The 26,028-nt window shown below is 39.6% G+C and carries 13 protein-coding genes; 3 read left to right on the top strand and 10 right to left on the bottom strand.

Features of this window, described 5'->3' with window-relative positions; all coding sequences use genetic code 11:
• Positions 1-248: 248 nt before the first annotated feature.
• The 7 genes from G6Q48_RS08255 to dgt form a co-directional block, all read right to left on the bottom strand.
• Positions 249-6,170 carry a TcdA/TcdB pore-forming domain-containing protein gene (locus tag G6Q48_RS08255; RefSeq protein WP_166265707.1) on the bottom strand — a complete coding sequence of 1,974 codons (5,922 nt, stop codon included), beginning with the start codon at positions 6,168-6,170 and terminating at the stop codon, positions 249-251.
• A 220-nt stretch (positions 6,171-6,390) separates the two neighbouring features.
• Positions 6,391-7,692, bottom strand: coding sequence for a phosphopyruvate hydratase (gene eno / locus G6Q48_RS08260; RefSeq protein WP_102139407.1), 1,302 nt, complete (start codon positions 7,690-7,692; stop codon positions 6,391-6,393).
• Between the two features lie 65 nt (positions 7,693-7,757).
• Complete coding sequence (gene pyrG, locus G6Q48_RS08265) at positions 7,758-9,395, bottom strand: glutamine hydrolyzing CTP synthase (protein WP_102139408.1); 1,638 nt, start codon at positions 9,393-9,395, stop codon at positions 7,758-7,760.
• 561 nt (positions 9,396-9,956) lie between these two features.
• A complete protein-coding gene (mazG, locus tag G6Q48_RS08270; protein ID WP_166265710.1) occupies positions 9,957-10,751 on the bottom strand; it encodes a nucleoside triphosphate pyrophosphohydrolase in 795 nt (264 codons plus the stop codon).
• A gap of 483 nt (positions 10,752-11,234) precedes the next feature.
• A complete protein-coding gene (gene relA / locus G6Q48_RS08275) occupies positions 11,235-13,466 on the bottom strand; it encodes a GTP diphosphokinase (protein ID WP_166265713.1) in 2,232 nt (743 codons plus the stop codon).
• A gap of 16 nt (positions 13,467-13,482) precedes the next feature.
• Positions 13,483-14,814 (bottom strand): 23S rRNA (uracil(1939)-C(5))-methyltransferase RlmD, encoded by a 1,332-nt coding sequence (gene rlmD, locus G6Q48_RS08280; protein ID WP_166265716.1) that lies wholly within the window; start codon positions 14,812-14,814, stop codon positions 13,483-13,485.
• 175 nt (positions 14,815-14,989) lie between these two features.
• Positions 14,990-16,516, bottom strand: coding sequence for a dGTPase (gene dgt, locus G6Q48_RS08285; protein ID WP_166265719.1), 1,527 nt, complete (start codon positions 16,514-16,516; stop codon positions 14,990-14,992).
• A gap of 257 nt (positions 16,517-16,773) precedes the next feature.
• On the opposite strand from dgt, the gene mtnN reads away from it, so the two are divergent.
• Complete coding sequence (gene mtnN / locus G6Q48_RS08290) at positions 16,774-17,466, top strand: 5'-methylthioadenosine/S-adenosylhomocysteine nucleosidase (RefSeq protein ID WP_102139413.1); 693 nt, start codon at positions 16,774-16,776, stop codon at positions 17,464-17,466.
• A 68-nt stretch (positions 17,467-17,534) separates the two neighbouring features.
• Positions 17,535-18,365, top strand: a complete 831-nt coding sequence (gene btuF / locus G6Q48_RS08295; RefSeq protein ID WP_229597477.1) for a vitamin B12 ABC transporter substrate-binding protein BtuF — start codon at positions 17,535-17,537, stop codon at positions 18,363-18,365.
• Between the two features lie 188 nt (positions 18,366-18,553).
• Here the strand turns inward: btuF and erpA are convergent, their stop codons facing one another.
• Entirely contained in the window at positions 18,554-18,898 is a 345-nt protein-coding gene (gene erpA, locus G6Q48_RS08300; RefSeq protein ID WP_004260480.1) for an iron-sulfur cluster insertion protein ErpA, read from the bottom strand.
• Positions 18,899-19,111: 213 nt separating this feature from the next.
• Here erpA and hemL point away from each other — a divergent pair, with 213 nt between their 5' ends.
• Positions 19,112-20,401: a glutamate-1-semialdehyde 2,1-aminomutase gene (gene hemL, locus G6Q48_RS08305; protein WP_102139445.1), complete on the top strand. Its 1,290-nt coding sequence runs from the start codon at positions 19,112-19,114 to the stop codon at positions 20,399-20,401.
• A 456-nt stretch (positions 20,402-20,857) separates the two neighbouring features.
• On the opposite strand, the gene mrcB is transcribed toward hemL, so the two are convergent.
• Together mrcB and hrpB are read right to left on the bottom strand one after the other, a co-directional pair.
• A complete protein-coding gene (gene mrcB, locus G6Q48_RS08310; RefSeq protein ID WP_166265725.1) occupies positions 20,858-23,383 on the bottom strand; it encodes a bifunctional glycosyl transferase/transpeptidase in 2,526 nt (841 codons plus the stop codon).
• Positions 23,384-23,565: 182 nt separating this feature from the next.
• Complete coding sequence (gene hrpB, locus G6Q48_RS08315; RefSeq protein WP_166265728.1) at positions 23,566-26,025, bottom strand: ATP-dependent helicase HrpB; 2,460 nt, start codon at positions 26,023-26,025, stop codon at positions 23,566-23,568.
• Between the last annotated feature and the right edge of the window lie 3 nt (positions 26,026-26,028).

Consider the following 26,028-nt stretch of genomic DNA (forward strand, 5'->3'; position numbering starts at 1 on the left):
GCGCAATTTAATTCATTTTTGATTTAACCAACAAGAAATGCTTCATTTTCCTTACAAAAACCAAGATAAGTGTATCCCTAGCGACACAAAAGACTACAAAGCTAAATACTCAGTCCTAACCACCAATAAACAATTAAAAAAAAGCGAATTAAAAAACAAAATAAAAACTTAAGCTACATAGTAGATATTTTAATTCAAATTAAGCCGTTTTATTAGCCAGCACTGATGGCGGGCTAATTTATAATAATTTATAGTATATGTCCGATGTGAAGAGGGGGATTTGTTAAAGGGGATTGAACAATACGCTGATTGCTAAATGTACTCTCATCAGTATTCAACGACACTGCTGTGTCTGCCAGTTGTAACAATTGATTTTCATTTCTCAGTGCTATTTCTTCACTACTTTTATCAAGCTTACTGGTTTCGGACAAAAAACCATCAGTAAGCCCATAGCTTTCTACTATCGTTTTTACTTTGATTTCTTCTGTTGAATTTAAAAAACGCAGTTGTAGATGCTGATACTTTTCAGCATTTGGTTCAAAGGCCTTATTAATTAATAACATACTATTAGTATTAATATCAGTAAGAATAAGGTCATCGTCAAAACGGCTTACAACTAATGTTTCCATATCATCTACAGGTAAAACGAGAGTATCAGTTAAATAATCACTAGCATGATTGTTAATAATAATCACTTGGTAATGTAGCCAAGCCGCTCGGGAAATAATATAGCTATCTTGTTCATTTCCAGCACTCAAGACAATATTTTTGACATTATCAATAACAGGAGGATTAATAATATCTTTTTGATTCCCGCCTTTGATAAGCAATGAAGAAAGAAATTCTTTTTTATTACCTTCTGCATGAGCCATAGAACTGTCGTGATATAAGATTTCATTATTTGAAGTATACATGATCAACCCACTTGCTAATCTTTTAACTGTTTCAAATCTCATGTTAGGGTATATTTCATACAAAGATGGTAATGAAGCAGGGTTATACATTTTATTTCCAGTAAAGGCTTTATCTAACTCTTGAGTCGTTGCTAAAGGTTGCCAATAAAGTCGCTTACTTGACATATCATAAATAATAGCAGCAGAAGATTTTTCATCTACTCCTAAATATTGTAGTGTATTTTTAGAAGATAACTGGTGAGCTATAATAATATTTCCATTATCATACCAAGCAGGTATCACTTCATTATTATGCAACTTTTTAATCCCAAGTAATAAATATAAACCATTCTTATTATTTAATTCTTTTAAACTTTCCCACCAAATCGTTTTTTTATCAAACCAGTTTTCATTTATAGCAAAATTTTTCATTTCTCCTTTAGCTGAAACTTGGCTAACAATACCATCTTTATTAATAACAAGGAGTATCCCGTGAGAAAAAACAATGCTATCTACATTAGAAACTTCAATGCACTTAACTTGTTGTTCAACTATTTGAGATATATTAGGAGACGCACCAACCTGACGATAAATCCGGCTCTTATCTCGACTATAAAAATAAAATACATCATTACCCTCTTCATCAATTAGACTAGCGACTAATATAATATCTTTAGGTTGATTTAATTTATTGGAGTTAACGTTTTTTTTGTCAATAGAGTCTAAATAGGAAATGACATTTGACTTAATAACCGTACCATCTTCATATTTTAACCAATAATGATAAACGTTATTATTCTTATCAACACCGGTAATTAATATTATTTCCGCAAAATTTGATGAGTTTGCATTATTATCAGTAACTAGTTTTTCATGATCACTCACTGACAGAATATACTTATCTAAAACCTGTTCTAACATTTTTTTAGGTATTTTATCTTGCCCTTCAGATAATTGGTAGTGTGTTAACTCATCGACAAAAACGCCAATAAATATAATACTATCACCATCAATCATGTAGGTCACAACTTCCGGTAAATCATGAGCTTGATAACGACATGAAAAATAAACAGCTCCATTATTTTCCCATATATTTATTAATTCAAAAGACTTACCCTGATTATTAACTAGCATATATTTGCATTTTATTTTATTATCAGAGCCAGTTACCCATATTAAATTGTATTTTTTAGAATAAAAATAAAACGAATCACCAAGAATAACAAAAGAGTCTGCACTATTCGTTTTATCATCAGAATAATGAGTGAAAATATAATGACCTGTAGATGTTTGATAAAATGCACGCCCCACATTCCTTCCATTATATTGATAGTTTTCAATTATTATATATTGACTATTAAACTTGTGTTGAGAATTTAATTCATCCAAATGTTCAGATAATCTATCACTTTTACCTATCCACTTATTACCATCTTCACTGATTAGATAGTAAGTTAAATTCAAACAATCAATCTTATAAATTTCATTTTGACTATTAATATACAATATATTATCTTTAGGCATTGAGGATGAAAAATAAACTTCCACTCCAGAAATAATAACTTTATCATGGTGAATTATTATTTCATCATTTTCAAAAAATGTTCCATCAATCAACCAATTAGAAGGTGATATAGAACCAGACTCATCAAACAATGTAATTTTAGTTCCTAATTGAGGTGCTATTCTATATACCCCACCATTTCCTTTAATAGAATAATTCAACTTACCGTACCATTCATTAGGGATTTTAGGAACAACCACATAACGATACTTATCATCTAAATTTACTTCTATTGATGTATCCACATACTCATGGAATATTTGTGTTATCGTATTCTCACTTGGAAAAATATAAAAGTCATAGTCAAATTTATCTGTATTTTCTAAGCGACGAATAATATCAAATCCATTATCATGACGTGTTGTTGCACCAGGCCACAGATTATAATTATATTTAATGTAAGATTTAGGTGTCACTGGTAAAACAATTATTTCAGCCTCTAAATAATCATAAGCTCTGTAGCTATTTGTATAACCAATACCTTGGCGTATATTTAGTGCTTGTTGCCGATCATGAAGCATTGTAGGGAAATTACCGGCCCAAAAAATATAATTTTTTCGTCCTCCACCCGCAGAATGCGGAGTTGTTCTATAAATATACTGGCTATCAAACTCTATCTGGTTATTTTTAAGATCTATTTTTTTGAACACTGCTCCAAATTTTGGCGTTGCTATTTTTCTTTTAGTCAAATAATCATATCCATTACTTTGATAAGCTTGATCTAACATATAAAAATAATGACCAACCGATTTTGCATCCTCTCCAATAACTACAAAATTACGGGCTAAACTCGTGAAGCCAATACTCAAACCCGCACAAATAACACCAGCCCCACTCATAAAGGTTGATACACCGCTAGCCCCTAAAAGCCCAGCACCTAAACTCGCGCCACCAGTGATCAAGTTTGCTGAGTCAAAAGCAAGCTGTGTGCCGAAGATGATCTTATATGGCTCGCTTTTTGCACGGGATAGCTCATATACATCAATACCAACTAATGCACCATTGAATAATATCGCTGTACTTTCATTCGCAGTTCGAGCCAATGAGGAAGAAAAAATATTAATGGCTTTAGACTCTACTATTAAATTATTTTTCAATCCTTTTCGAACAACCCCTACAATTTTAGATAAATCACTCATTATACCGTGTGAGATCATGCCATAATTAATATAACCATGAATCTTTAGAGCAAGTGCTAAATTAAAATCATCTGTTTCCATTGGTTTAATATTATTATTTTCATCAGAATACCATTGAATTAATGATTGAACAGCAATTCCCGTATTTAATCCATCAAAAGAGTGAATATCATTGTCAAACTCTTTAAGTTTAGTATCACGTTCTTCAACATGGGAATACTCTTTAAATTCTTCCATCTTTTTATTATAGTAATGGTTGAACTCTAAAAAAGTGGTATCTTCAGTTTCTACCCAATGACTTTTTTCTGGGTCGTCATAATTAACGAACTGTAGGCGATATTTGCCATTCTTAGTTTCTTGTAAAGTAGAGAAAATAGGAACCCATTTTTTAGTCATTTGATACTCAAATAACAAACCTTTGATTGAATTATCTAGCCTATCCCCCCATTGCTCTGCCTCTAAAATGCTGAGAGTTCCTTGTAACTGTAGGTCATTTTTTATTATATTCTGTTTTTCAATGACTCGACGGCTTTCTTGCTCCCTTTTAGTTAACTGACTAAGTTCATTTGAATCACTTAAGTTACCTACTTTTAAGCCATTACCAACAGAGACAATCGCCATATCTTCCGTTGAAATTGTAATAATCTCAAAATGAGGTTTTTTAGCGCTACCAAATGCCGAATAAAAGTCAGCCATTTGGTGTTCAACCATATACATTTTAAAAGCAATGAAGAGTTCTCGACTATTATTAAATGTAAATAGCCCAAAATTAGGATCATAAAAATAGTAATGTGATTGGTCATTCCCTACCGTTTTCCCAATCAGCATTGAGTGGTTTTGGCTATTAATAGCAAACATTACTGTTTTTTCCCCTGCGTCCAATAATTTTTGCGTCTCTTCAATTCCCATTCGGCCATGCGAAAAAGAAGCTTCAACCGCATCAATATTTGAATGGAGCTTCTCTAACGCTGATTTAAGCAGTATTGAGTCTTTATCTTTTGGATTCGCAGAGGCAATAAATAGCTTATTAATTAATATATCAGCACCATTTTCCCCATCTTTAGCTAATGCTACAGACATTGCCCTTACTAATGGATAACATCGCCCCTTAGTTTCTCCTCCCATAAGTGACAAATAGAAGTCTTGTGGAATTAACCGATTTGATTGACTATTAAAGGAATAAAACAGCTTGCTGACTTTACCTGCTTCACTCAATATATAATTTATGTATTCTTCATGGCTGACTTTGCTAATTCGTTGATACAATGCCCCACGCTCTATTGGGCTAAGTTCTAATGTTAAGTACAGCTTTTTTAATTCCAAAGACGACATTTTTCTATTAATACCTGAAATATTCACTTCATTGAAATCTTCCATACCTTCGCTAAAACGTCGTCTAAATGGCATATTGTTTGAATTCTTATGTACAAAAACTAAATTTTCATAGCGCTCATTTACCGTTTTCTTGTTTTCATCACTTCCTCCTTGAATAATCTGTTCCCCTGCCTTTACAACCGCGCTCATTCCATATTTTTCTTTTAGCTGCCACCATAGCCAACTACGTTCAACTTGCCGGGCTTCTACCAGGGCTTTACTGTAACGGTTTTGATAAAGGTTAATGTATATATCACTCTGTATTATTTTTTGTTGTAGAACCTTTATTTTTACGCTTTCACTGGCTGAGGTTTTATATAGTTGTTTTATTTTATTCCTCCACCTATTTTGCACTTCATCTAATATTGAAATGTTTCTATTCAATTTTTTATAGATTACTGTATTCAAATCTCTCCATGTATTATTTATGGAACTTTCAGGTAAATCTTTATCTTGAATAAAGAGACCACTATCTATTTTCTTTACTTCAATATTCAGCTCATTTGCTAATGATAATATGTCTTGGTGTACTGCTTCTCTATACTTTATAAACTCCTTTTTATTATTAATTTCTTTGCTAGGTGAGTTTTGCACTAACCTACTATTTTCGCTTAATATTAAATGTTTTTTACCTTCATAATATTTTGTCTCTTGCTTTTGATAGAATAATTGCCATTCATTATTAACATACTGCATATAAGCCGTTGCATTGCCACTATCCTTCCCTTTAATACGATAATCTTTATAATCAACAGCCATAACAACATTATCATATAATATAGAACTATTAATACGACAGTCATTGTATACCCGATAATGATCTTTATCATAATCAGTGACAATTAAAGAATGTTTATCTAGCGTATCTGTAAATAGAAAAAAACTGTCTAATGGTTCTTTAGGGATATCAATATAGTATGGATAAAAATGACTTTGGTCAGTTTTGTTATAACTCAAAAAATAACTATTAATTGATAATTTACTTTTATTATCATCATTTAAATACCTTACCACATAGCGATCATCTTTTGTTTTAATAAATTCCACTTTTCCTTTTTCAGTAATACCACTCGAATTTATTAACTCGCTTGTGTCTATCGTTGATTTTTTTGACATTTTTGTTAAATTAGCAATTTCATTACTACGAGTAATATTATTTTCCGTAATCGTTTTTAGTAATTTAGTTTTATCATTATTCATATTCATTCCTTTGAATATATTGTATAAGTGAAGGGAAGAGCCGAAAAATAAAAATAGTTTATTATTAATAGAAAAACCACCACTGGCTTCTAATTTCAGACATACTTCTATTTAACAATAAAGTTGTTTTATATGTTTATTGGGGGGAAATATAATTGATTCAAACAAAAAATGGGAAGCGAACGCTTCCCATTGACTAATTTAGCTAAACAAAAATAAATTATGCTTGGCCTTTAACTTCTTTTAAGCCATTGAATGGTGCATTTTTACCTAATGCTTCTTCAATACGAATCAGTTGGTTATATTTAGCTACACGGTCAGAACGGCTCATAGAACCTGTTTTGATTTGACCTGCTGCTGTACCTACTGCTAAATCTGCAATAGTCGCATCTTCAGTTTCGCCTGAACGGTGAGAGATAACAGCTGTGTAGCCTGCATCTTTCGCCATTTTAATTGCAGCCAAAGTTTCAGTTAAAGAACCGATTTGGTTGAATTTGATCAGGATAGAGTTAGCGATGCCTTTATCGATACCTTCTTTCAGGATCTTAGTATTCGTTACGAATAAGTCGTCACCAACCAGTTGGATTTTGTCACCAAGAACTTTAGTTTGGTATGCGAAACCATCCCAGTCAGACTCATTCAGACCATCTTCGATAGATACGATTGGGTACTGTTTAGTCAGCTCTTCTAAATAATGAGTGAACTCTTGTGAAGTGAAGGTTTTGCCTTCGCCTTTCAGCTCATAATTACCTGTTTCTGCGTTATAGAACTCAGATGCTGCACAGTCCATCGCCAGAGTTACGTCTTTACCTAATACATAACCCGCTTGTTCAACCGCTTCTTTAATTGCTGCTAATGCTGCTGCGTTTGACTCTAAGTTAGGTGCATAACCACCTTCATCACCTACCGCAGTGTTCATACCTTTAGATTTCAGTACTTTTGCTAAGTGGTGGAAGATTTCAGAACCCATACGAACCGCTTCTTTCAGCGTTGGCGCGCCAACAGGCTGGATCATGAATTCTTGGATATCAACGTTGTTATCAGCATGCTCACCACCATTGATGATATTCATCATTGGCAGAGGCATAGAGTATTGACCGTGAGTACCATTCAAGTCAGAGATGTGCTCATACAGAGGCATACCTTTCGCCGCTGCTGCTGCTTTAGCACTTGCTAAAGATACAGCGAGAATTGCGTTTGCACCAAATTTAGATTTGTTCTCAGTGCCATCGAGATCAATCATGATTTTATCGATGTTAGCTTGGTCTTTAGCATCTTTACCAATCAGCGCTTCTGCGATTGGACCATTAACCGCTGCAACTGCTTTCAGAACACCTTTACCCAGAAAACGTGCTTTATCACCGTCACGCAGTTCCAGAGCTTCACGAGAACCTGTTGACGCACCTGATGGTGCCGCTGCTAAACCAACAAAGCCACCTTCTAAATGAACTTCAGCTTCTACAGTTGGGTTACCACGAGAGTCAATGATTTCACGACCGATCACTTTAACAATTTTGGACATTAGGTTTTCCTCAGTACAAGTTAAATTTTGGGAAGTTGGTGCACCTGCGCCGACTTCCCCATATCTTATTTCAACTCACCTTTCTGGTACTTACCAGCGGCTTTAACAAAACCTGCAAACAACGGATGACCATCTCTTGGTGTAGAGGTGAATTCTGGGTGGAACTGACAAGCCACAAACCATGGATGATTAGGGTTTTCAATAATTTCCACCAGCTTATTATCCACTGAACGGCCTGCAATTTTTAGACCTGCATCTTCAATGCGTTTCAGTAGTAAATTATTCACTTCATAACGATGGCGGTGACGTTCAATGATAGTTTCTGAACCATACATCTCACGCACAAGGCTGCCATTCACTAAATGACATGGTTGCCCACCAACGCGCATTGTTCCACCAAGGTCGCTCTCTTCTGTACGCACTTCAAGGTTACCCTCTTCGTCACGCCATTCAGTAATCAGCGCAACAACAGGGAATTTACAATCCGCTTTAAATTCTGTTGAGTTTGCATCTGCCATGTTGGCCACATTACGTGCAAATTCAATCAATGCGACTTGCATACCCAAACAAATACCCAAGTAAGGGATCTTGTTTTCACGTGCATATTGAGCGGTCAGAATTTTACCTTCAACACCACGCTCGCCAAAACCGCCTGGTACTAAAATAGCATCTAAACCTTTTAATAACTCAACACCGCGAGTTTCAATATCTTGTGAATCAATCAATTTGATGTTCACGGTTAAACGGTTTTTCAAGCCACCGTGTTTTAATGCTTCAATTACCGATTTATACGCATCAGGTAACTCAACATATTTACCCACCATTCCAATGGTAACTTCACCAGCAGGGTTGGCTTCTTCGTAAATAACTTGTTCCCACTCAGCTAAATTAGCTTCTGGCACATCAATACGGAAACGGTTACAGATATATTCATCCAAGCCTTGTGATTTCAATAAGGCTGGGATTTTATAAATTGAATCAACGTCTTTGAGAGAAATAACGGCTTTCTCTGGCACATTACAGAACAGTGCAATTTTTGCACGCTCATTTGCCGGGATCACTCTGTCTGAACGACAAATTAACACATCTGGTTGAATACCAATTGACAGCAATTCTTTCACTGAATGTTGAGTTGGCTTAGTTTTCACTTCACCAGCCGCTGCAAGGTATGGCACTAAGGTTAAGTGCAAATATAATGTGCGCTCACGGCCGACTTCCGCCGCCATTTGACGAATTGCTTCAAGGAATGGTAGGGATTCGATATCACCTACTGTGCCACCAACTTCAACCAAAACAACGTCATGGCCTTCGCCACCACGGATGATGCGGTCTTTAATTTCATTAGTGATATGTGGGATAACTTGAATTGTCGCGCCTAAATAGTCGCCACGGCGCTCTTTGCGCAGAACTTCAGAGTAAACACGGCCGGTCGTAAAGTTATTACGACGAGTCATTTTAGTACGAATGAAGCGCTCATAGTGACCTAAATCTAAGTCAGTTTCAGCGCCGTCTTCTGTAACGAAAACTTCCCCGTGTTGGGTTGGGCTCATAGTGCCTGGATCTACGTTAATGTAGGGATCCAGTTTCATAATAGTCACATTGAGTCCACGGGCTTCGAGTATAGCCGCCAAAGAGGCTGCGGCAATGCCTTTACCCAGTGAGGATACGACCCCGCCGGTCACAAAAATATAATTAGTTTTCATGCTGAACCTGAAAGTTTAGGTTTAAAAGATGATGGATATAACAGGACGGGAAAACAGTATACCCGAACCTTAATTTCGCTACAAATGTTCTAAGCATAATAAGGCTAAATTTCATCAATACTCTAATATTATCAGCAAGTTAAAAGCGAAAAAATATTTATCGCTTCAAAATTAGTCATCTTTATCTATTTTTATAGATTAGCACAGTTCAATGATAAAAGCTAAATCCTTTCAGCTCATTGTATGGCATAAAAAATGCGATTCTACACTAACTTTGATTTTGAATAACTATTTACTCCAACTCTCCACATTTAGCCTTCGAAAACTTCAACCTGCTTATTATTTTTGAAGCTTTGTTTGGAACCATTGCATGAGGTGATTTTAGAACAAACCACATAGAATTTTTCTGTAGATGCTTCGTTCTATATATCATTCATGCTCTATATAGTTCGTGCTACAGCTAGGCGGCAAGAGATGATACTCGGGGAGCATACACCAGTATGTGACCCGAGTAGCTGAACGCAGCCAACAACGCTGTAGTGCGAAATATGACGAGCCATCTTATTCTTGGTTCTTAACCTGCTGCCAAAGCCCTTCCATCTCATCAAGTGTAGCACTTTCTGTCGTTTTGCCACTCTCTGCGAGGCTTTTTTCGATTTGGCGAAAACGACCTTCGAATTTCTTACAAGCTTTTTGCAGCGCTATTTCAGGCTTATGACCTAAATGACGGGATAAATTCACCGTTGCAAACAATAAGTCACCGATTTCTTCTTCTAAGCGAGCTTGGTCAACGACCACTTGCGTGGCTTCTTCCATTACCTCTTCAAGCTCTTCATGGACTTTCCCAACAACTGGCCCTAGCGTATCCCAGTCAAACCCTACTGAAGCACAACGCTTTTGGATTTTATACGCTTTCATCAATGCAGGTAGTGAATTCGGGATATCATCTAATACTGAAAACTGCGATTTTTCAGCTCGTTCCTTTGACTTACGTTTTTCCCAACCATCAATCACTTCTGAGCTACTCAGTGTGTTATTGGAATCGAAAATATGTGGATGACGATGTTCGAGTTTATCGCTCACCGCTTGGCAAATATCATTAAAATCAAACAATGATTTTTCATGCGCCATTTGCGCATAGAAAACCACTTGAAACAATAAATCCCCCAGTTCACCTTTTAGGTCAGAAAAATCCTCTCGTTCTATCGCATCAAGTACCTCATAAGTTTCTTCAAGCGTATAAGGCGCAATAGTTTTAAATGTCTGTACCTTATCCCATGGACAACCTGTTTGTGGATCACGCAGCTGTGCCATAATGGATAATAAGCGTTCGATTTGGGGTTTTTCCTGACTCATTGTATTAACCTTTGATTTTCTTTTGTTTCTAATTGTCATCTTTATCTCAAACTTACCAGATATAAAGGCAAATCAACAAATTTTTCCCAACAAAAGAAAAAACAAAGAAAAGATTATTGAACATTTGCAAAAAATTATTTTCAAAATAGTTTGAATTGCAGCTAGGCGGCAAGTAAACGAGCCCCTAGGAGCATACATCAGTATGTGACTAAGGTGAGAGCACGCAGCCAACAACGCTGCAGCTCAAAATATGAAGAAAATGTAGGAGCATACATCAGTATGTGACTAAGGTGAGAGCGCGCAGCCAACAACGCTGCGGTTCAAAATATGGAGAAAATCACCGACAATATAACAGGGCTATTTTCAAAATAGTTTGAATTGTAGGTAGGCGGCAAGCGAAGATATCTCGGGGAGCATACATAAGTATGTGACCCGAGTAGCTAAGTGCAGCCAACACCCCTACAACTCAAAATATGAAGAAAATCACTGAGAATGACGTTTTGCTTCTATAACATCCGGCAACTGATTTAATTTTGCTAACACCCGACTCAGCACCTCAATATTATACAGCTCAATTGTCATATCTATCGTTGCCAATTGCTGCTTCACATCGCTGCGGCTACTGACGCCTAGCACATTAACCTTCTCATTAGCTAATATTGTCGTGATATCACGTAGTAGACCACTACGGTCATTGGCGACAACTCTAACCACGAGAGAATAACCACTGGAATAGTTTTCTCCCCAAACTGCATCTATCACACGTTCTGGCGCATGACTTTGCAGCTCAGCTAATTGTTCGCAATCCGCACTGTGAATAGAAATACCTCGTCCTTTCGTGATAAAACCGACAATTTCATCCCCTGGAATTGGCTGGCAGCAACGTGCAATATGGTGCATTAGGTTACCAACCCCTTCAACCACCACTCGACCACTACCATGGGATGGCGCTCTTGGGAGTGAAGACTTACTTTCCAATGTTTTCATTGCCGCGCGGTCTTCTTCTTCCGCAGTGGCTTTATTAAATTTGCTTTGCAGGAAATTCACTAATTGGTTGATACGGATATCACCACCACCAATTCCGGCTAAAACTTCATCCAATGAATGAACATTATAGCGCGCAATTAGCAGTTTCTCTGCTTCTCGCAGGCTGATATCAAGCTGTGATAATTCGCTATCTAGAATTTGGCGCCCGGCAAGGATGTTTTTGTCTCTATCTTGTTTACGGAACCAATTTTGGATTTTGGCTCGCCCACGGCTGGTTGTTACATACCCTAAGTTAGGATTTAACCAGTCACGGCTTGGGTTTGGATGCTTTTGAGTAATAATTTCAATTTGGTCACCCATTTGTAATTGATAGCTAAATGGGACAATACGCCCACCTATTTTTGCACCAATACAACGGTGGCCGACATCACTGTGAATGTGATACGCGAAATCAAGCGGCGTCGAGCCTGCTGGCAAATCCACCACATCCCCTTTAGGGGTAAAGACATACACGCGGTCATCAAACACTTGGCTACGAACTTCATCTAGCATTTCGCCAGAATCTGCCATCTCTTCTTGCCATGCAATCAGCTTACGTAACCACGCAATACGGTTTTCGTAACTACTGCCCTTGCCAATGCCAGTCGCGCCTTCTTTGTATTTCCAGTGCGCGGCAACCCCCAGTTCTGCATCTTCATGCATTTGGCGGGTACGAATTTGAATTTCAAGGGTTTTACCGTTAGGGCCTAACACCACAGTATGAATCGATTGATAGCCATTAGGTTTCGGGTTCGCCACATAGTCGTCAAACTCATCAGGAAGGTGGCGAAAATGGGTATGAACGATCCCTAATGCAGCATAACAATCCTGCAAGCGTTCAACGACAATGCGCACTGCTCGCACATCAAACAGTTCATCAAATGCCAATGATTTTTTCTGCATTTTACGCCAAATGCTATAAATATGCTTAGGTCGGCCGTAGATATCTGCTTGAATACTCTCTTTTAACATGTACTTACGTAAGGTTGTAACGAAAGTATCTATATACTCTTCACGGTCAATACGACGTTCATGGAGGAGCTTTGCAATTTTTTTATATTCATCAGGATGTAGATAACGAAAACAGAAGTCTTCTAACTCCCATTTCAATTGCCCAATTCCAAGACGATTTGCTAAGGGTGCATAAATATTGGAACACTCTTTTGCGGCTAAAACGCGTTCGTCTTCAGTCGCATCTTTAACTTCACGTAAATGGGCAATTCGTTCCGCTAATTTAATGACAACACAGCGGAAATCTTCCACCATCGACAATAGCATACGACGAATATTATCGACTTGTGTCGAGCTTGTTTCGCTCGATTGTGTTGCTTTGAGTTGACGAATTGCATCCATTTCCGGCACACCTTTCACAAGTTCGTGAATGGATTTGCCAAATTCATCAATAACTTCTTGTTCTTCTAACTTCCCTTCTTCCACTAAGGGGAAAAGTAAAGCCGCTTGTAAGCTGCCGATATCCATACTTAATGTCGATAGGATTTCGGTCATTTCAATACCACGCCACAGTAATAGAGGGGCGATTTCTTGTCCAGCTAATTTATCGTGACAATATTGCCAGGTATGGATGAGCTTTTCTTCTGATTGTTTATTGCTCAATCCCAGGCCGTTAACCCACTTTTCTGGGGCAAACTCACCTGCTGGGGTAAGATGCGCACTTCTTACTGCAACCATATATTCTCCCTACCTATTAAACCTCTGGGCGACGGATAAATAACGCCATTGACTCTAAATGGCTAGTTTGCGGAAACATGTCTAGCATCCGCAACTGTAATAATTGATAGCCCCCATCAAGTAAAACTTTGCTATCTCTCGCCAATGTTGTGGGGTTACATGAAACATAGACAATTTTTTCTGGCATCAGTTTAATTAAATGTTCCATAACACCAGCTGCTCCAGCCCTCGCTGGGTCTAATAACACTTTATTAAAGCCATGAGCCGCCCAAGGTTGTGTGTGTATCTGAGCTTCTAAGTTTTCATTATAGAAGGTTGCATTACAAATAGTATTGAGCTGTGCATTGTTTCGAGCCTGTTCGACTAAATTTTCTACACCTTCAACACCCACAACGGATTTCGCTAACCGTGCAATTGGCAACGTAAAGTTACCCATTCCACAAAAAAGATCTAATACTCTATCTTCACTGTTTAGATCTAACCATGCTAATGCTTGTTCTACCATCTGCTGGTTAACTTGCCCGTTCACTTGAATAAAATTTAATGGATCAAATTTTAGTATCTCCCCAGCAACTTGATATTCAGGCTGTGGAGAAATTGCTGACAAAGCTTGTAAGTTTTCATCATTCCCCGCTAACCAGATAGACACTCCGTGCTGATTTTCAAAATCACTCAACCTTTGAGTATCTGATAACGAAAAAGGCGTTAAGTAACGAATCAATACAATCTTGCAATTGTCTGCACGAATAAGTTCTACATGCCCCAGTTTTGCCTTATTACTGAGCTGGTTAATACATTCAGAAAGCGGCTTTAATAAGATATCCAATTCAGGGGAAAGTACCGGGCAATTTTTTATATCAACCAATGTGTTAGATTGAGGTTGACGGAACCCCATAATGACATTTTTACTTTTAGACTGATATTGTAGCCCTAATCGAGCTCGACGGCGGTAACCATATGGCTCACCACTAATCACCGTAGGAACGGATATATCTAGCGATGTTTCGCGCTGCATCAGGTAAGCTAATGCATGAGCTTTACTTTCTCTTTGCAGTGCAATGTCAACATGCTGCTGTTGGCATCCTCCACATTGATTAAAATAACGGCAATGAGGCTTTACTCTCTGGGGGCTAGTGCTCAAACGCTTAACCACCTTTCCTTTAGCAAAATGTCGTTTCTCTTCCGTCAATTCAATGTGTGCTTCTTCGCCAGGCAATAAACCTGTTACAAAAATGGTTTTCCCTTCGATACGGGCGACACCTTGCCCTGCGGCATCAAGGCTGTCAGCAATAACCGTGATTTGACGGCGTGAAGAGGTACGACGAGCAGGAGAGTAAAATTGAGCCATAAAGTAGTCACTACAGAGTATTAAGTTATAAAAATCATGATTGTCGAGTTTCCAATTTTAGTGCGATGTTTTTTTTCGCTAATTAATTAAGAAAAACGAACGGTACCATTATACCTATTTTCCTATCATTTGATTGACTACTTTTCTATTTTTATCATTCCATTCAAGTAGTATATTAGTTACTAACCATAAATTTACGATATTCTTCATAAGCATAGTGGTCGGTCATGCCACTAATATAGTCTTGAATCAAACGAGCTCGATAATAAAACTCTAGAATAGATTTATCTGATTCATTCGTTGCGGAGATTTTCTCAAGTGCTTCCGTGTAAGATAAGCGGTGCTTATTAGATAATTTATGAAATAACCTCGTTTCAATGAAAAAGTGCTTGTGATAATTTTTTTCAACAAGATCAGCGAAATCCTGTCTATCCATCATCAATAATGGGCTATAAAAATCTAATAACCCACTGATAATTCGGTAGCCTTGTAACTCTAACTCTTCAACTTCATGGTGGTTAAATACATGTTTAAAAGCCACTGTTTTCAGTACTTTCAATAACCTATGTTCTGGACTTTTATCTTCTAGCAACGCACTGTTAAAAGTGCCATTATAAATTTCGGGCAGATTTTTAATGAATTGTTGTGCGCTGTAATGAGACAATTTCCCTGTGATATTCACGCGCAAATACATAAAGAACTGATCTTGCTGAATACGCCTTGTGTGGTTGTCACTGATATTATTGAAAGCTCGCATAATGGTTTGATCGAACAAATCATTTTGTACAATATCTCCCCACTCTGCTTTCAAATATTCAATCAGCTGTTCAACAGTAAAAATGCCTTTTTCCGCGGCATCATCCAAGTCAGCAATACAATATGAAATATCATCAGCCGCTTCCATAATATAGGACAGCGGAAAACGACAATATTTCTCCATATCGAGCTTTTTGGTTAACTCACTAACAAAGTCCACCTCAGACCAATAATAGCCTGGCTTTTTCATCAAATAATCAAACTCAGGTGGAATTGGCTCCAAATCATAAGCACCACGCGTATATTTTAAGATAGAACCAACTTGCGCATAGGTTAAGTTTAATTTAAGTAAGCGATGCGCCATACGCAGCCCTTGCGCATTACCTTCAAATGAGCATAAATCCTGCTTTAATTGGCGGCGGAATAAATCTTGTTTTTCATTCCCAGTTAACTGTAATGCAGGTATTTTGCATGGGTCAGGGGAATTCGGTGTAAACAGGTAACTTGGCGACAATAATTTGGTAAACCATCGCTGAATTGCGGCCTCACCAAAATGTCCAAATGGAGGATTTCCGATATCATGCATTAAACACGCCATTTCGACTAAGCTTTCAAAAGCATCACAACGTTCATCTAACCCATAGGGCTCGAGCAATTTTTTCTTTTTTAATTCACCTAAAACCGTTTTACTGATGTAGCGGCCAACTTGCTGGACTTCTAGTGAGTGAGTTAAGCGACTCCGCACTGCTGCGTTTTGCTCTAAGGGAAAAACTTGTGTTTTTTGTTGTAAGCGGCGAATGGCAGCCGAATTAATGATCCGCCCACGGTCACTTTCAAATAAGCGATTAACCGCATCTTCATCTTTAGGTGAAATTTTTTGGTTTTTCGCACTACTCATATAGTTACGCTGAAAGTTTAGCTTTTTAACAAAATTAATCTCACCCACTCTGCCACCTTCCCTATCTCGATTGATGTTTCATTATATAGCCTAAATACAGGAAAAATACTTCACGGCTCACCTTTCAATGTTACACTTCGTGCACCTTTGTAATTTCGTTGTCTAAATCCGAGTTGTTGCAATTAAAATTGCGAACCTGCTCGAAAAATACAGCAATAACACAATAAAACATTATCGTCCCTAGTCAAAATATTGACACTATATTGACATTAATAGTGCAAATTGAGCAGGGAAAAGGAGACAAAATGAAAGTTGGAATAATTGGCGCCATGGAACAGGAAGTGGCGATTTTGCGCTCACAAATAGAAAATTGCCAAACCATTAGCCGCGCTGGCTGTGAAATTTACACAGGTCAAATTAATGGCGTTGACGTCGCCTTATTAAAATCAGGTATTGGTAAAGTCGCAGCCGCAATCGGTACAACACTGTTATTAGAGCATTGCCAACCAGATGTCGTGATTAACACGGGTTCCGCAGGTGGTTTAGACCCTCGTTTAAATGTTGGCGATATCGTGGTTTCTACGGAAGTTCGTTATCATGATGCTGATGTGACAGCATTCGGTTATGAACCTGGCCAAATGGCACAGTGCCCACCCGCTTTCGTTGCTGATACTAAACTGATTGAAGTTGCTGAGCAGTGCATTAAGTTATTGGATATGAATGCTGTTCGTGGTTTAGTCTGTAGCGGTGATGCTTTTATTAATGGTGCTGAGCCACTGGCACGCATTAAAGCTATGTTCCCGCAAGTTGCGGCAGTAGAAATGGAAGCTACCGCGATTGGCCAAGTATGTCACCAATTTGGCACCCCGTTTGTCGTCGTTCGTGCTATTTCGGATGTGGCAGATAAGGAATCCCATACGAGCTTCGATGAGTTCTTACCTGTCGCTGCTCGTCAATCCTCACTGATGATCACAGCCATTTTAGCTAAACTCGCTTAATGATTTTCATAAAAGGTATAACCATTTGTTAGTTATGCCTTTTAATTAATTCTACGATGAGTTTTGTTATGAAACGAATAACGCATTATTTTTCTCTTACTGTTACCTTATTATGTGCTTTATTAGTGGCTTTTTCTGCCCTAGGAGCAGCAAAGCAGCGTATTATTAGTTTATCACCAGCCAATACTGAACTAGCTTATGCTGCAGGGCTTGGGGATAGCTTAATTGCGGTCAGTGCTTACTCCGATTACCCAGAACAAGCAAAAAAATTAGAACAAGTCTCTGATTGGCAAGGTTTAAATGTAGAACGTATTATCGCGCTTAAACCTGATTTAATCCTCGCATGGCGAGGAGGCAACCCCCAGCGTCCCCTTGATCAACTTGCGGGTTTTGGCATTCCAATTATTTATTTCGATCCTCAAACCATTGATGATGTCATCAATTCAGTTATTGAATTAGCGCAATACAGCCCAAACCCAGCGTTAGCACAGCAAAATGTGGAAAAAATGCGCGCTAAGCTTGCCCCTTATCAAAATAAAAAAATTTCTAATAACAAACCCAAAAAAGTGTTCATTCAACTCGGTACTCAGCCTTTATTTAGCGCGGGTAACCACACGCTGCAAAATAATATCGTAGAGTTTTGTGGTGGTGAAAATGTTTTTGTAAATAGTGCAGTTCAATGGCCACAAGTCAGCCGTGAGCAGGTACTCACTCGCAAACCAGATGTAATTATCATGACAGGCTCGCCAGAACAGGAAAAAGTAGTGAAAGAATTTTGGCACTCTCAGATGAATGTCCCAATTATCCGATTAAATGAAGATTGGTTTCACCGTGCAGGCCCCCGTATCATCAATGCCACCGAGCAGCTATGCGACCAACTAAACACACTACCAAACTGAAAAATAACGTCTTAAATCAAAAAGTAAAAATTAATAAGTTTAGAAGCTATATATGGAGAAAAGATTTTTCTAAATAGTTCGAGGTGTGACAAGGCGGTGAATGAGGAAATTCCTAGGAGCATACACAAGTATGTGACTAGGGTTGACGAATGAAGCCAACACAGTCACAACTTGAAATATGACGAAAATTAGACGCTAAAGGACGAACCGCACCCACAAGTAGACTTAGCATTCGGGTTAGTGACAATAAAACGCGAACCTTCCAAGCCTTCAGTATAATCAACACTTCCACCTACCAAATACTGTAGGCTCATTGGATCTACAACCAGAGCAACACCTTGCTTTTCAATGGTCATATCGCCTTCGTTGATTTGGTCATCGAAGGTGAAACCATATTGGAAACCGCTGCATCCGCCACCAGTGATATAAACACGCAGACGCAGATTTGGGTTGTCCTCATCAGAGACTAAATCTTTAACTTTAATTGCTGCCGCATCAGTAAATTGCAATGGCAGAGCTGCATCATCACTCATTTTTTACTCCAAACCGGTGACCGGTAAATTCATGTGTAGGCAAAAGCCTACTCAGATCAATTAACCTAATTATCCGTCACTTGACTAAATCGTTCAAGTGCTGTTACGCAATTAGACACATTGTGCATATCTTCGTTTCAACATTTGGTTTAATTGGTGTGGTGCTTTAGAATGAGAGCAATTTTTTTCTTAGCCTCTTTCTGGAGCCCTGCGATGTCACAATCTGAAAAACTTTACGCACAAGCAAAAGAACAAATTCCTGGGGGTGTAAACTCCCCTGTTCGTGCTTTTAATGGTGTTGGTGGAACCCCATTATTTATTGAAAAAGCGGATGGCGCTTATATTTATGACGTTGATGGTAAAGCCTATGTGGATTACGTTGGCTCATGGGGACCGATGGTATTAGGCCATAACCATCCTGAGATCCGCGATGCCGTGATCAAAGCTGTTCATAAAGGGTTAAGTTTTGGTGCACCGACTGCCGCCGAAGTTGAAATGGCTGAATTAGTTTGTGAATTAGTACCCTCTATGGATATGGTACGTATGGTGAATTCAGGTACTGAAGCCACCATGAGCGCAATTCGTCTGGCGCGCGGTTACACTGGCCGTGACAAAATCATCAAATTTGAAGGTTGTTACCACGGCCATGCAGACTGCTTATTAGTCAAAGCGGGCTCTGGCGCACTTACTATGGGTGAACCTAACTCCCCGGGTGTACCTGAAGATTTTGTAAAACACACATTAACTTGTACCTATAATGACCTAGCTTCAGTTCGCAAAGCATTTGAAAATTACCCAGAAGATATTGCATGCGTGATTGTTGAACCCGTTGCTGGAAATATGAATTGCGTACCACCAACAGCTGAATTTTTACCCGGTTTACGTGCATTATGTGATGAATTCAATGCCGTACTCATCATTGATGAAGTTATGACAGGTTTTCGTGTCGCATTAGGTGGAGCACAAGATTACTATGACGTTCAGCCTGATTTAACCTGTTTAGGTAAAATCATCGGTGGTGGTATGCCTGTTGGTGCCTTCGGTGGCCGCCTTGAAATTATGGAAAAACTAGCACCAATTGGGCCTGTTTACCAAGCAGGGACCTTATCTGGTAACCCTGTCGCGATGGCTGCAGGTCTTGCTTGCTTAAAAGAAGTCTCTCAACCGGGTGTTCACTCACGTTTAAATGAATTAACAGAAAAGTTAGCTCGTGGTTTAAAACGTGTTTCCGCAGAGCAAGGTATCCCGATGGTTATCAATCACGTCGGTGGCATGTTTGGTATTTTCTTCACCGACGCCCCAACCGTAACTTGCTACCAAGATGTGATGAAATGCGACGTTGAGCGCTTTAAGAAATTTTTCCATTACATGTTAGAGCAAGGTATTTACCTCGCGCCTTCTGCATTTGAAGCAGGTTTTATGTCTATCGCACACAGCGATGAAGACATTGAGAAAACGATCAAAGCCGCAGAAACTGCATTGATGAAAATTAAAAAGAATTAATTCACATTGATGTTATAGAGGTGAAATTTATCCAATTTCACCTCTATTTTTTTATAGCTAAGAATAGATAACTCTAGGTTCGACACCACAGTTCCCTAACTAGCCTTTAAAATAATTAATTCACCAGCTAATTCTCTAAATAGTTCGAGTTGTCGTAAGAGGCAAATAAGGAAATCTCTAGGAACATACACAAGTATGTGACTAGGGTTGACGAATGAAGCCAACACAGTCACAACTTGAAATATGACGAGAAGAGCCTTACACCACAACGCCCTAACTAATTAGCACTCAAATAATTAGCCTTTCAAATAAGCAACTCACCAACTAATTAATTCTCTAAATAGTTCGAGTTGTGGCAAGGCGGCAAATGAGGAAATCCCTAGGAGCATACACAAGTATGTGACTAGGGTTGACGAATGAAGCCAACACAGTCACAACTTGAAATATGACGAGAATTTAGGGGTTATTGCCAAACATATCCTTAACCCAATCCGGCGCATCACCTTGCTGCTCGCCATTATTGCCATTTAGATCCCAAACTGGAGCTTCACTTTCAGACGCTTGGCATAACCCTTCTGGGTTATCCGTCCAAATCGGCAACATTCTACCGCCGCCAAAGTTTGAGCAACTTAATTGGCCATCAGCTGTGACTTGCATATCAACAATGCCCTCTGGTGCGCGGTTGATAAGGGCTAATGGCGCTTGGTTATCTAAGTAGCGTTGGTACACTTTCAGTGCGCCTGTTGCTCCTGTTAATTGTGTTGGGCCATTATTGTCACGGCCAACCCACACAATTGCGACCTCTTTGCCGTCAATCCCTGCATACCAGCTATCACGTAGGTCGTTAGTTGTCCCTGTTTTACCGGCTAAATTATACTTCGCATATTTAGACAACAAGACTCTGCCCGTACCTTGTTTAACCACTTGTTGCATACCATACAATGTGAGGTATGCCGCTTGAGAAGGTACTGCTCGCTCAGCAGATGGGTAACTTTGGTAAATCTCTTTACCATCTCCGTCAATGACTGAACGTAATGCCGACAATTTCGCACGATTACCATTACCGCCAATGGTTTGGAATACTTGGGCAACTTCCGCTGGTGTTAAGTTAACCGCACCTAAGAACATAGCGGGAACTTTTTCCATAGCCGCTGCAGGAGCCCCTAAGCGTACAAAGGTGTTAAACACTTGGTCTAAGCCAACTTCTAAACCTAGATTTACCGTTGGGATATTCTGTGATTTAGCCAAAGCGTCTACTAACATCATCCGGCCGTTGAAATTGCGGCTGTAGTTTCTTGGGCTCCAGTTTTGATTCCCAACCTTCACTGTTAGTGGCTCGTCTTTTAGCCATGTGTTTAAACGGTAGCGGTCTGGTTCACTTAATGCCGCGAGGTAGACAGGTGGTTTTGCTAGGGAACCAATACTACGTCGTGCATTTAACGCGCGGTTAAAACCTGAAAACTGCGGTTGAGAACCGCCAACCATCGCGCGAACTTCGCCATTAATGCGATCAACCACCACGATTGCCCCTTCGATATCATCCAATTTACGAGATTTACGTAAATCAGCGACACCATTTTCAACTGCATTTTCAGCCGCAGTTTGAGCAACTGGGTCTAGGGTAGTAAAAATTTTCGCGCCCGAGAGTTCTTTAACTTTATCGCCCAATTTCTCATTGAGTTCTAAACGAACCATTTGCATAAAGGCAGGTTGAGAAGCCACCAGCCCTTCTTTGTTTTTCACCCCAAGAGGCCTTGCGCTGAGTACCTGATACATTTCTTGGTCAATCACGCCACGTGTTTCCAAGATTTTCAGCACGATATTACGGCGTTTAATCGCATTTTGTGGCTTAGTCCAAGGGTTATATGTTGATGCCCCCTGCACCATCCCCACTAATAAAGCCTGTTGGTCAAAACTTAACTCATTGATTGGTCGACCAAAGTAATACAAACTTGCTAATGGGAAACCACGAATTTCGTCATTACCATTTTGACCTAAAAAGACTTCGTTTAAATACAGCTCTAAAATACGTTCTTTACTGTAGTTGTAGTCCAGTAAAATCGCCATATACGCTTCATTAGCTTTACGCTTTAATGTGCGTTCATTAGTTAAAAATAAGTTTTTGACTAACTGTTGGGTTAATGTACTTCCCCCTTGAACGGAGCGTCCTGCACTTAAGTTAGCAACAACAGCACGGCCAATAGAGTACAAACTGACGCCATCATGCTCATAAAAGTTGCGATCTTCGGTTTCTAGTAAGATTTTAACTAGAGATTCGGGGAAGTCAGATATCGGTAAAACTAACCGTTGCTCATTATTCGCCGACTGCATCATCGTGATCAGTTTCGGGTCTAAACGGAAAAAGCCAAATGAGCGACCGTTCTCCATATTTTCAATTTTGCTCAAGGCATTATTTTCAAACACCATTCGAGCAAGTATTTGCCCCTCTTTTTGATCAGGGAAATTAAACGGCCGGCGTAAGATTTCGATGCTATTACCGCGCACCACAAATTCGCCTGACGTTGTTATCTTACTCACTTTACGGTACTGCATGCCTTCAAGTAGGCGAACTATTTCTGCCTGGCTGTAGTCCATACCTGGCTCGAGGTTAACCATTCGGCCGTATACGGCTGCGGGTAAATCCCACACCTTACCATCAAGGCGTTCTTTAATTTGTTGATTTAAATAAAAACCATATGCCGCGAGTAGAACAGCAAACACGATCATCAGTTTGACGAGCAGCCAAAACCAACGCCATTTACTTTTTACCTTTCGAGGCTTGTTATTTCTTGAGCCTTTTTTAGCCATTTGCTCTTCTTCTTCATCTTCATCATCGAGATATTGTTCATCAATATCATCATGTTCGAATAAATCTTCATCATCATAGTCATCGCGGTCTCTACGACGGCGGGATGAAGATTGTTTTTTCCCAGCAGTTTTTTTGTTACGTCTGCCGATTGGTTCAAAATCTTTACCTGACATGGTCTCTCCATATCACCTTACAAAATATCTTAATAACTCACTCGTTATGCCAGTTTAGTGGTTAATTTTGGCCCATAACCTCAGAGATTTCACCAAAGAAAGCTCTTAATTACATTTCCTTACTCAGTTTAGCCTATCAATTGGCTGAATAAGGAAACTCGCTATTAGAGCATAAAAATAGGCTATTTCGCACCCATCATCGCTTTTTTTGTTTGCCTTGTTGGCGCAGTATTTGCGGGGTCATCCGGCCATAAATGTTTTGGATAACGCCCTTTCATCTCTTTTTGTATCTCTTTATAGCTGCCTTGCCAAAACGCACCAAGGTCTTGCGTGATCTGCAACGGCCGCATGGCAGGAGACAGTAGAGATATCGTTACTGCTATTTTTCCTTGTGCTATTGTCGGGTTCGTTTTTTCCCCGTACATCTCTTGCATACGAATCGCTACCACTGGTGGCTTATCTAACGCGTAGTAAATACTTACATCATGTAAAGATGGCGCTCGATAAGTTTTCGGAAACATACTTTCTAACCACTGCTGTTGCTGCCAATCCAATCGATTGATTAATAAAGAAGCTAAATCAATTTGCTGTAGTTTTTGCTTATTTGTTATGCCATCAAGATAGGGTTCAAGCCATTCACCCAGCGAATCCAATAGAGCTGTATCATCAAAATCTGGCAAGTCAACATCGGGAAAATACTGCTTAGCTAACGTACAACGGACACATAATTGTAATGCATCTTCCTGCCAATTTAGCTGCTGTAAGCCATTTTGCTTCAACCAATACACCAACGCTTGGCGAACCTCAGTCTTATCTGGGTTGCTTAAACGTTCTGATTTCACCACTAATTGACCGCATTGCAAGCGCTTCCAAGCTAATAATGTCCCTTTTTGTTCATCCCATTCGACCGTTTCTTGCTTGTTAAACAGTGATGGGCAATCTGCTTGTAACCTGTCAATCTCTACAGGGTAAGCCAAAGAAATACGCGCATCCGCTGTATTTTCAGGTTGCCATAAAGACACCACTATTAACCACGGAGTCCCCATTAGTCTATCTGACTCACCCAACGTCGCCCCTAAGCCACTCGCTAATTGGTAACGTTGTTGGTTATCTCGAGATTTCGCTATGTAGTCGGGAAACCCTGTAGCCAGCAACGTTGGTAACCACTCACTAATGAGCGCATCTCGCTGACCAATGGTACTCGGCACTTTTTGTTCGCAAAGTGCTGATGCTCTCTTACACCACCCCTCTGTTGGCCTTTCTATGCAATAGCGAAGATCCGCATCTTGTTGACGAGGAGGTTCTTCGATAATCGCCACCAGTAGTGCAGCTAATTGAATAACATGCTGATTTTGGCTTTGTTGTGCTTTGCATAACATTGCCGCTGTTCGTACTGAACTACCTAACTCCGCCATCTGCAGCCCAAAAGGCGTTAACTTACCAGCTGCATCAATAGCACCTAATTTACCCAGTAAATTTTTTGCCGCAGATATTGCAGGCTTCGGGGGTAAAGTCAGCCAATTCAGCTGGGCTGCATCGTGGCACCCCCACTGTAATAAAGATAACCATAAGCTGCTCAGGTCACTTTGCGCAATTTCGGCCTCGCTAAATTGTGCCGCACGCTCAGCCTGCTCTTCACTCAATAAGTGCCAACAAACACCCGTTTCTAAACGGCCAGCTCGACCAGCTCGCTGCGCCATCGATGCTTGGCTGATTCGCTGTTTAATTAGCTTTGTCAGCCCTGTTCTTGGGTTGAATTGACCCACACGTTCAAAACCACTGTCCATCACAAGGCGGATGCCTTCAATCGTTAAACTGGTTTCCGCAATATTAGTGGCTAATACGACCTTCCGCATTCCTTCTGGTGCCAGCTGTATCGCCTGTTGCTGGGCTTGTAGGGTTAATGCTCCGTATAAAGGACATAAAAGTATGTCCTCACTTACCATCGAAGCGAGTTCTGCTCTTACTTTCTCGATTTCCCCCATACCTGGAAGAAATAATAGTAAAGACCCATGCTCTTGCTGTAATAATTGCCAAGCCGCCAATGCGACTTCTTTATGAAAGAGTTTATTTGGGTTAATTGGATGATACTCACGTATGACGGGAAATGTACGCCCTTGAGAAGTGATAACCGGAGCATCAGGAAACAGCTGGGACAGCCCTTGATTATCTAGTGTCGCTGACATCAACAGAATACGTAAATCCTCACGTAAGGCTTGTTGTGAATCAATTAACAAGGCTAGGCCGAGGTCTGCCTGTAAATTTCGTTCATGAAACTCATCTAGAATGACTAAACCAACCCCTTCAAGCATGGGATCATTTTGCAGTAAGCGGGTCAGTACGCCTTCGGTCACCACTTCAAGACGAGTGTGGCGGCTAACTTTAGTTTCAGAGCGCATACGTAAACCAATGGTATGACCGACTTCTTCGCCAAGTTGCTGTGCAAGACGAGCCGCCACTGAACGTGCTGCTAAGCGACGAGGCTCCAACATGATAACCCGTCCATTAATAACTCCACTCTTTAATATTTCTAGCGGCAAAACGGTTGATTTACCCGCACCTGTAGGTGCATGAAGCAATACTTGAGGTGAAGCCATTAACGCGGTAAGTATGTCCTCACAAACTTCGAATATCGGTAACACTGG

This window comes from Providencia sp. M-27 (assembly GCF_011077905.1).
In the GTDB taxonomy this organism is placed as follows: Bacteria; Pseudomonadota; Gammaproteobacteria; order Enterobacterales; family Enterobacteriaceae; genus Providencia; species Providencia huaxiensis.

Bases quoted from the DNA above. Each gene is read 5' to 3' on its own strand.
- G6Q48_RS08255 (WP_166265707.1), bottom strand. From the start codon at position 6,170: ATGAATAATGATAAAACTAAATTACTAAAAACGATTACGGAAAATAAT.
- eno (WP_102139407.1), bottom strand. From the start codon at position 7,692: ATGTCCAAAATTGTTAAAGTGATCGGTCGTGAAATCATTGACTCTCGT.
- pyrG (WP_102139408.1), bottom strand. From the start codon at position 9,395: ATGAAAACTAATTATATTTTTGTGACCGGCGGGGTCGTATCCTCACTG.
- mazG (WP_166265710.1), bottom strand. From the start codon at position 10,751: ATGAGTCAGGAAAAACCCCAAATCGAACGCTTATTATCCATTATGGCA.
- relA (WP_166265713.1), bottom strand. From the start codon at position 13,466: ATGGTTGCAGTAAGAAGTGCGCATCTTACCCCAGCAGGTGAGTTTGCC.
- rlmD (WP_166265716.1), bottom strand. From the start codon at position 14,814: ATGGCTCAATTTTACTCTCCTGCTCGTCGTACCTCTTCACGCCGTCAA.
- mtnN (WP_102139413.1), top strand. From the start codon at position 16,774: ATGAAAGTTGGAATAATTGGCGCCATGGAACAGGAAGTGGCGATTTTG.
- btuF (WP_229597477.1), top strand. From the start codon at position 17,535: ATGAAACGAATAACGCATTATTTTTCTCTTACTGTTACCTTATTATGT.
- erpA (WP_004260480.1), bottom strand. From the start codon at position 18,898: ATGAGTGATGATGCAGCTCTGCCATTGCAATTTACTGATGCGGCAGCA.
- hemL (WP_102139445.1), top strand. From the start codon at position 19,112: ATGTCACAATCTGAAAAACTTTACGCACAAGCAAAAGAACAAATTCCT.
- mrcB (WP_166265725.1), bottom strand. From the start codon at position 23,383: ATGTCAGGTAAAGATTTTGAACCAATCGGCAGACGTAACAAAAAAACT.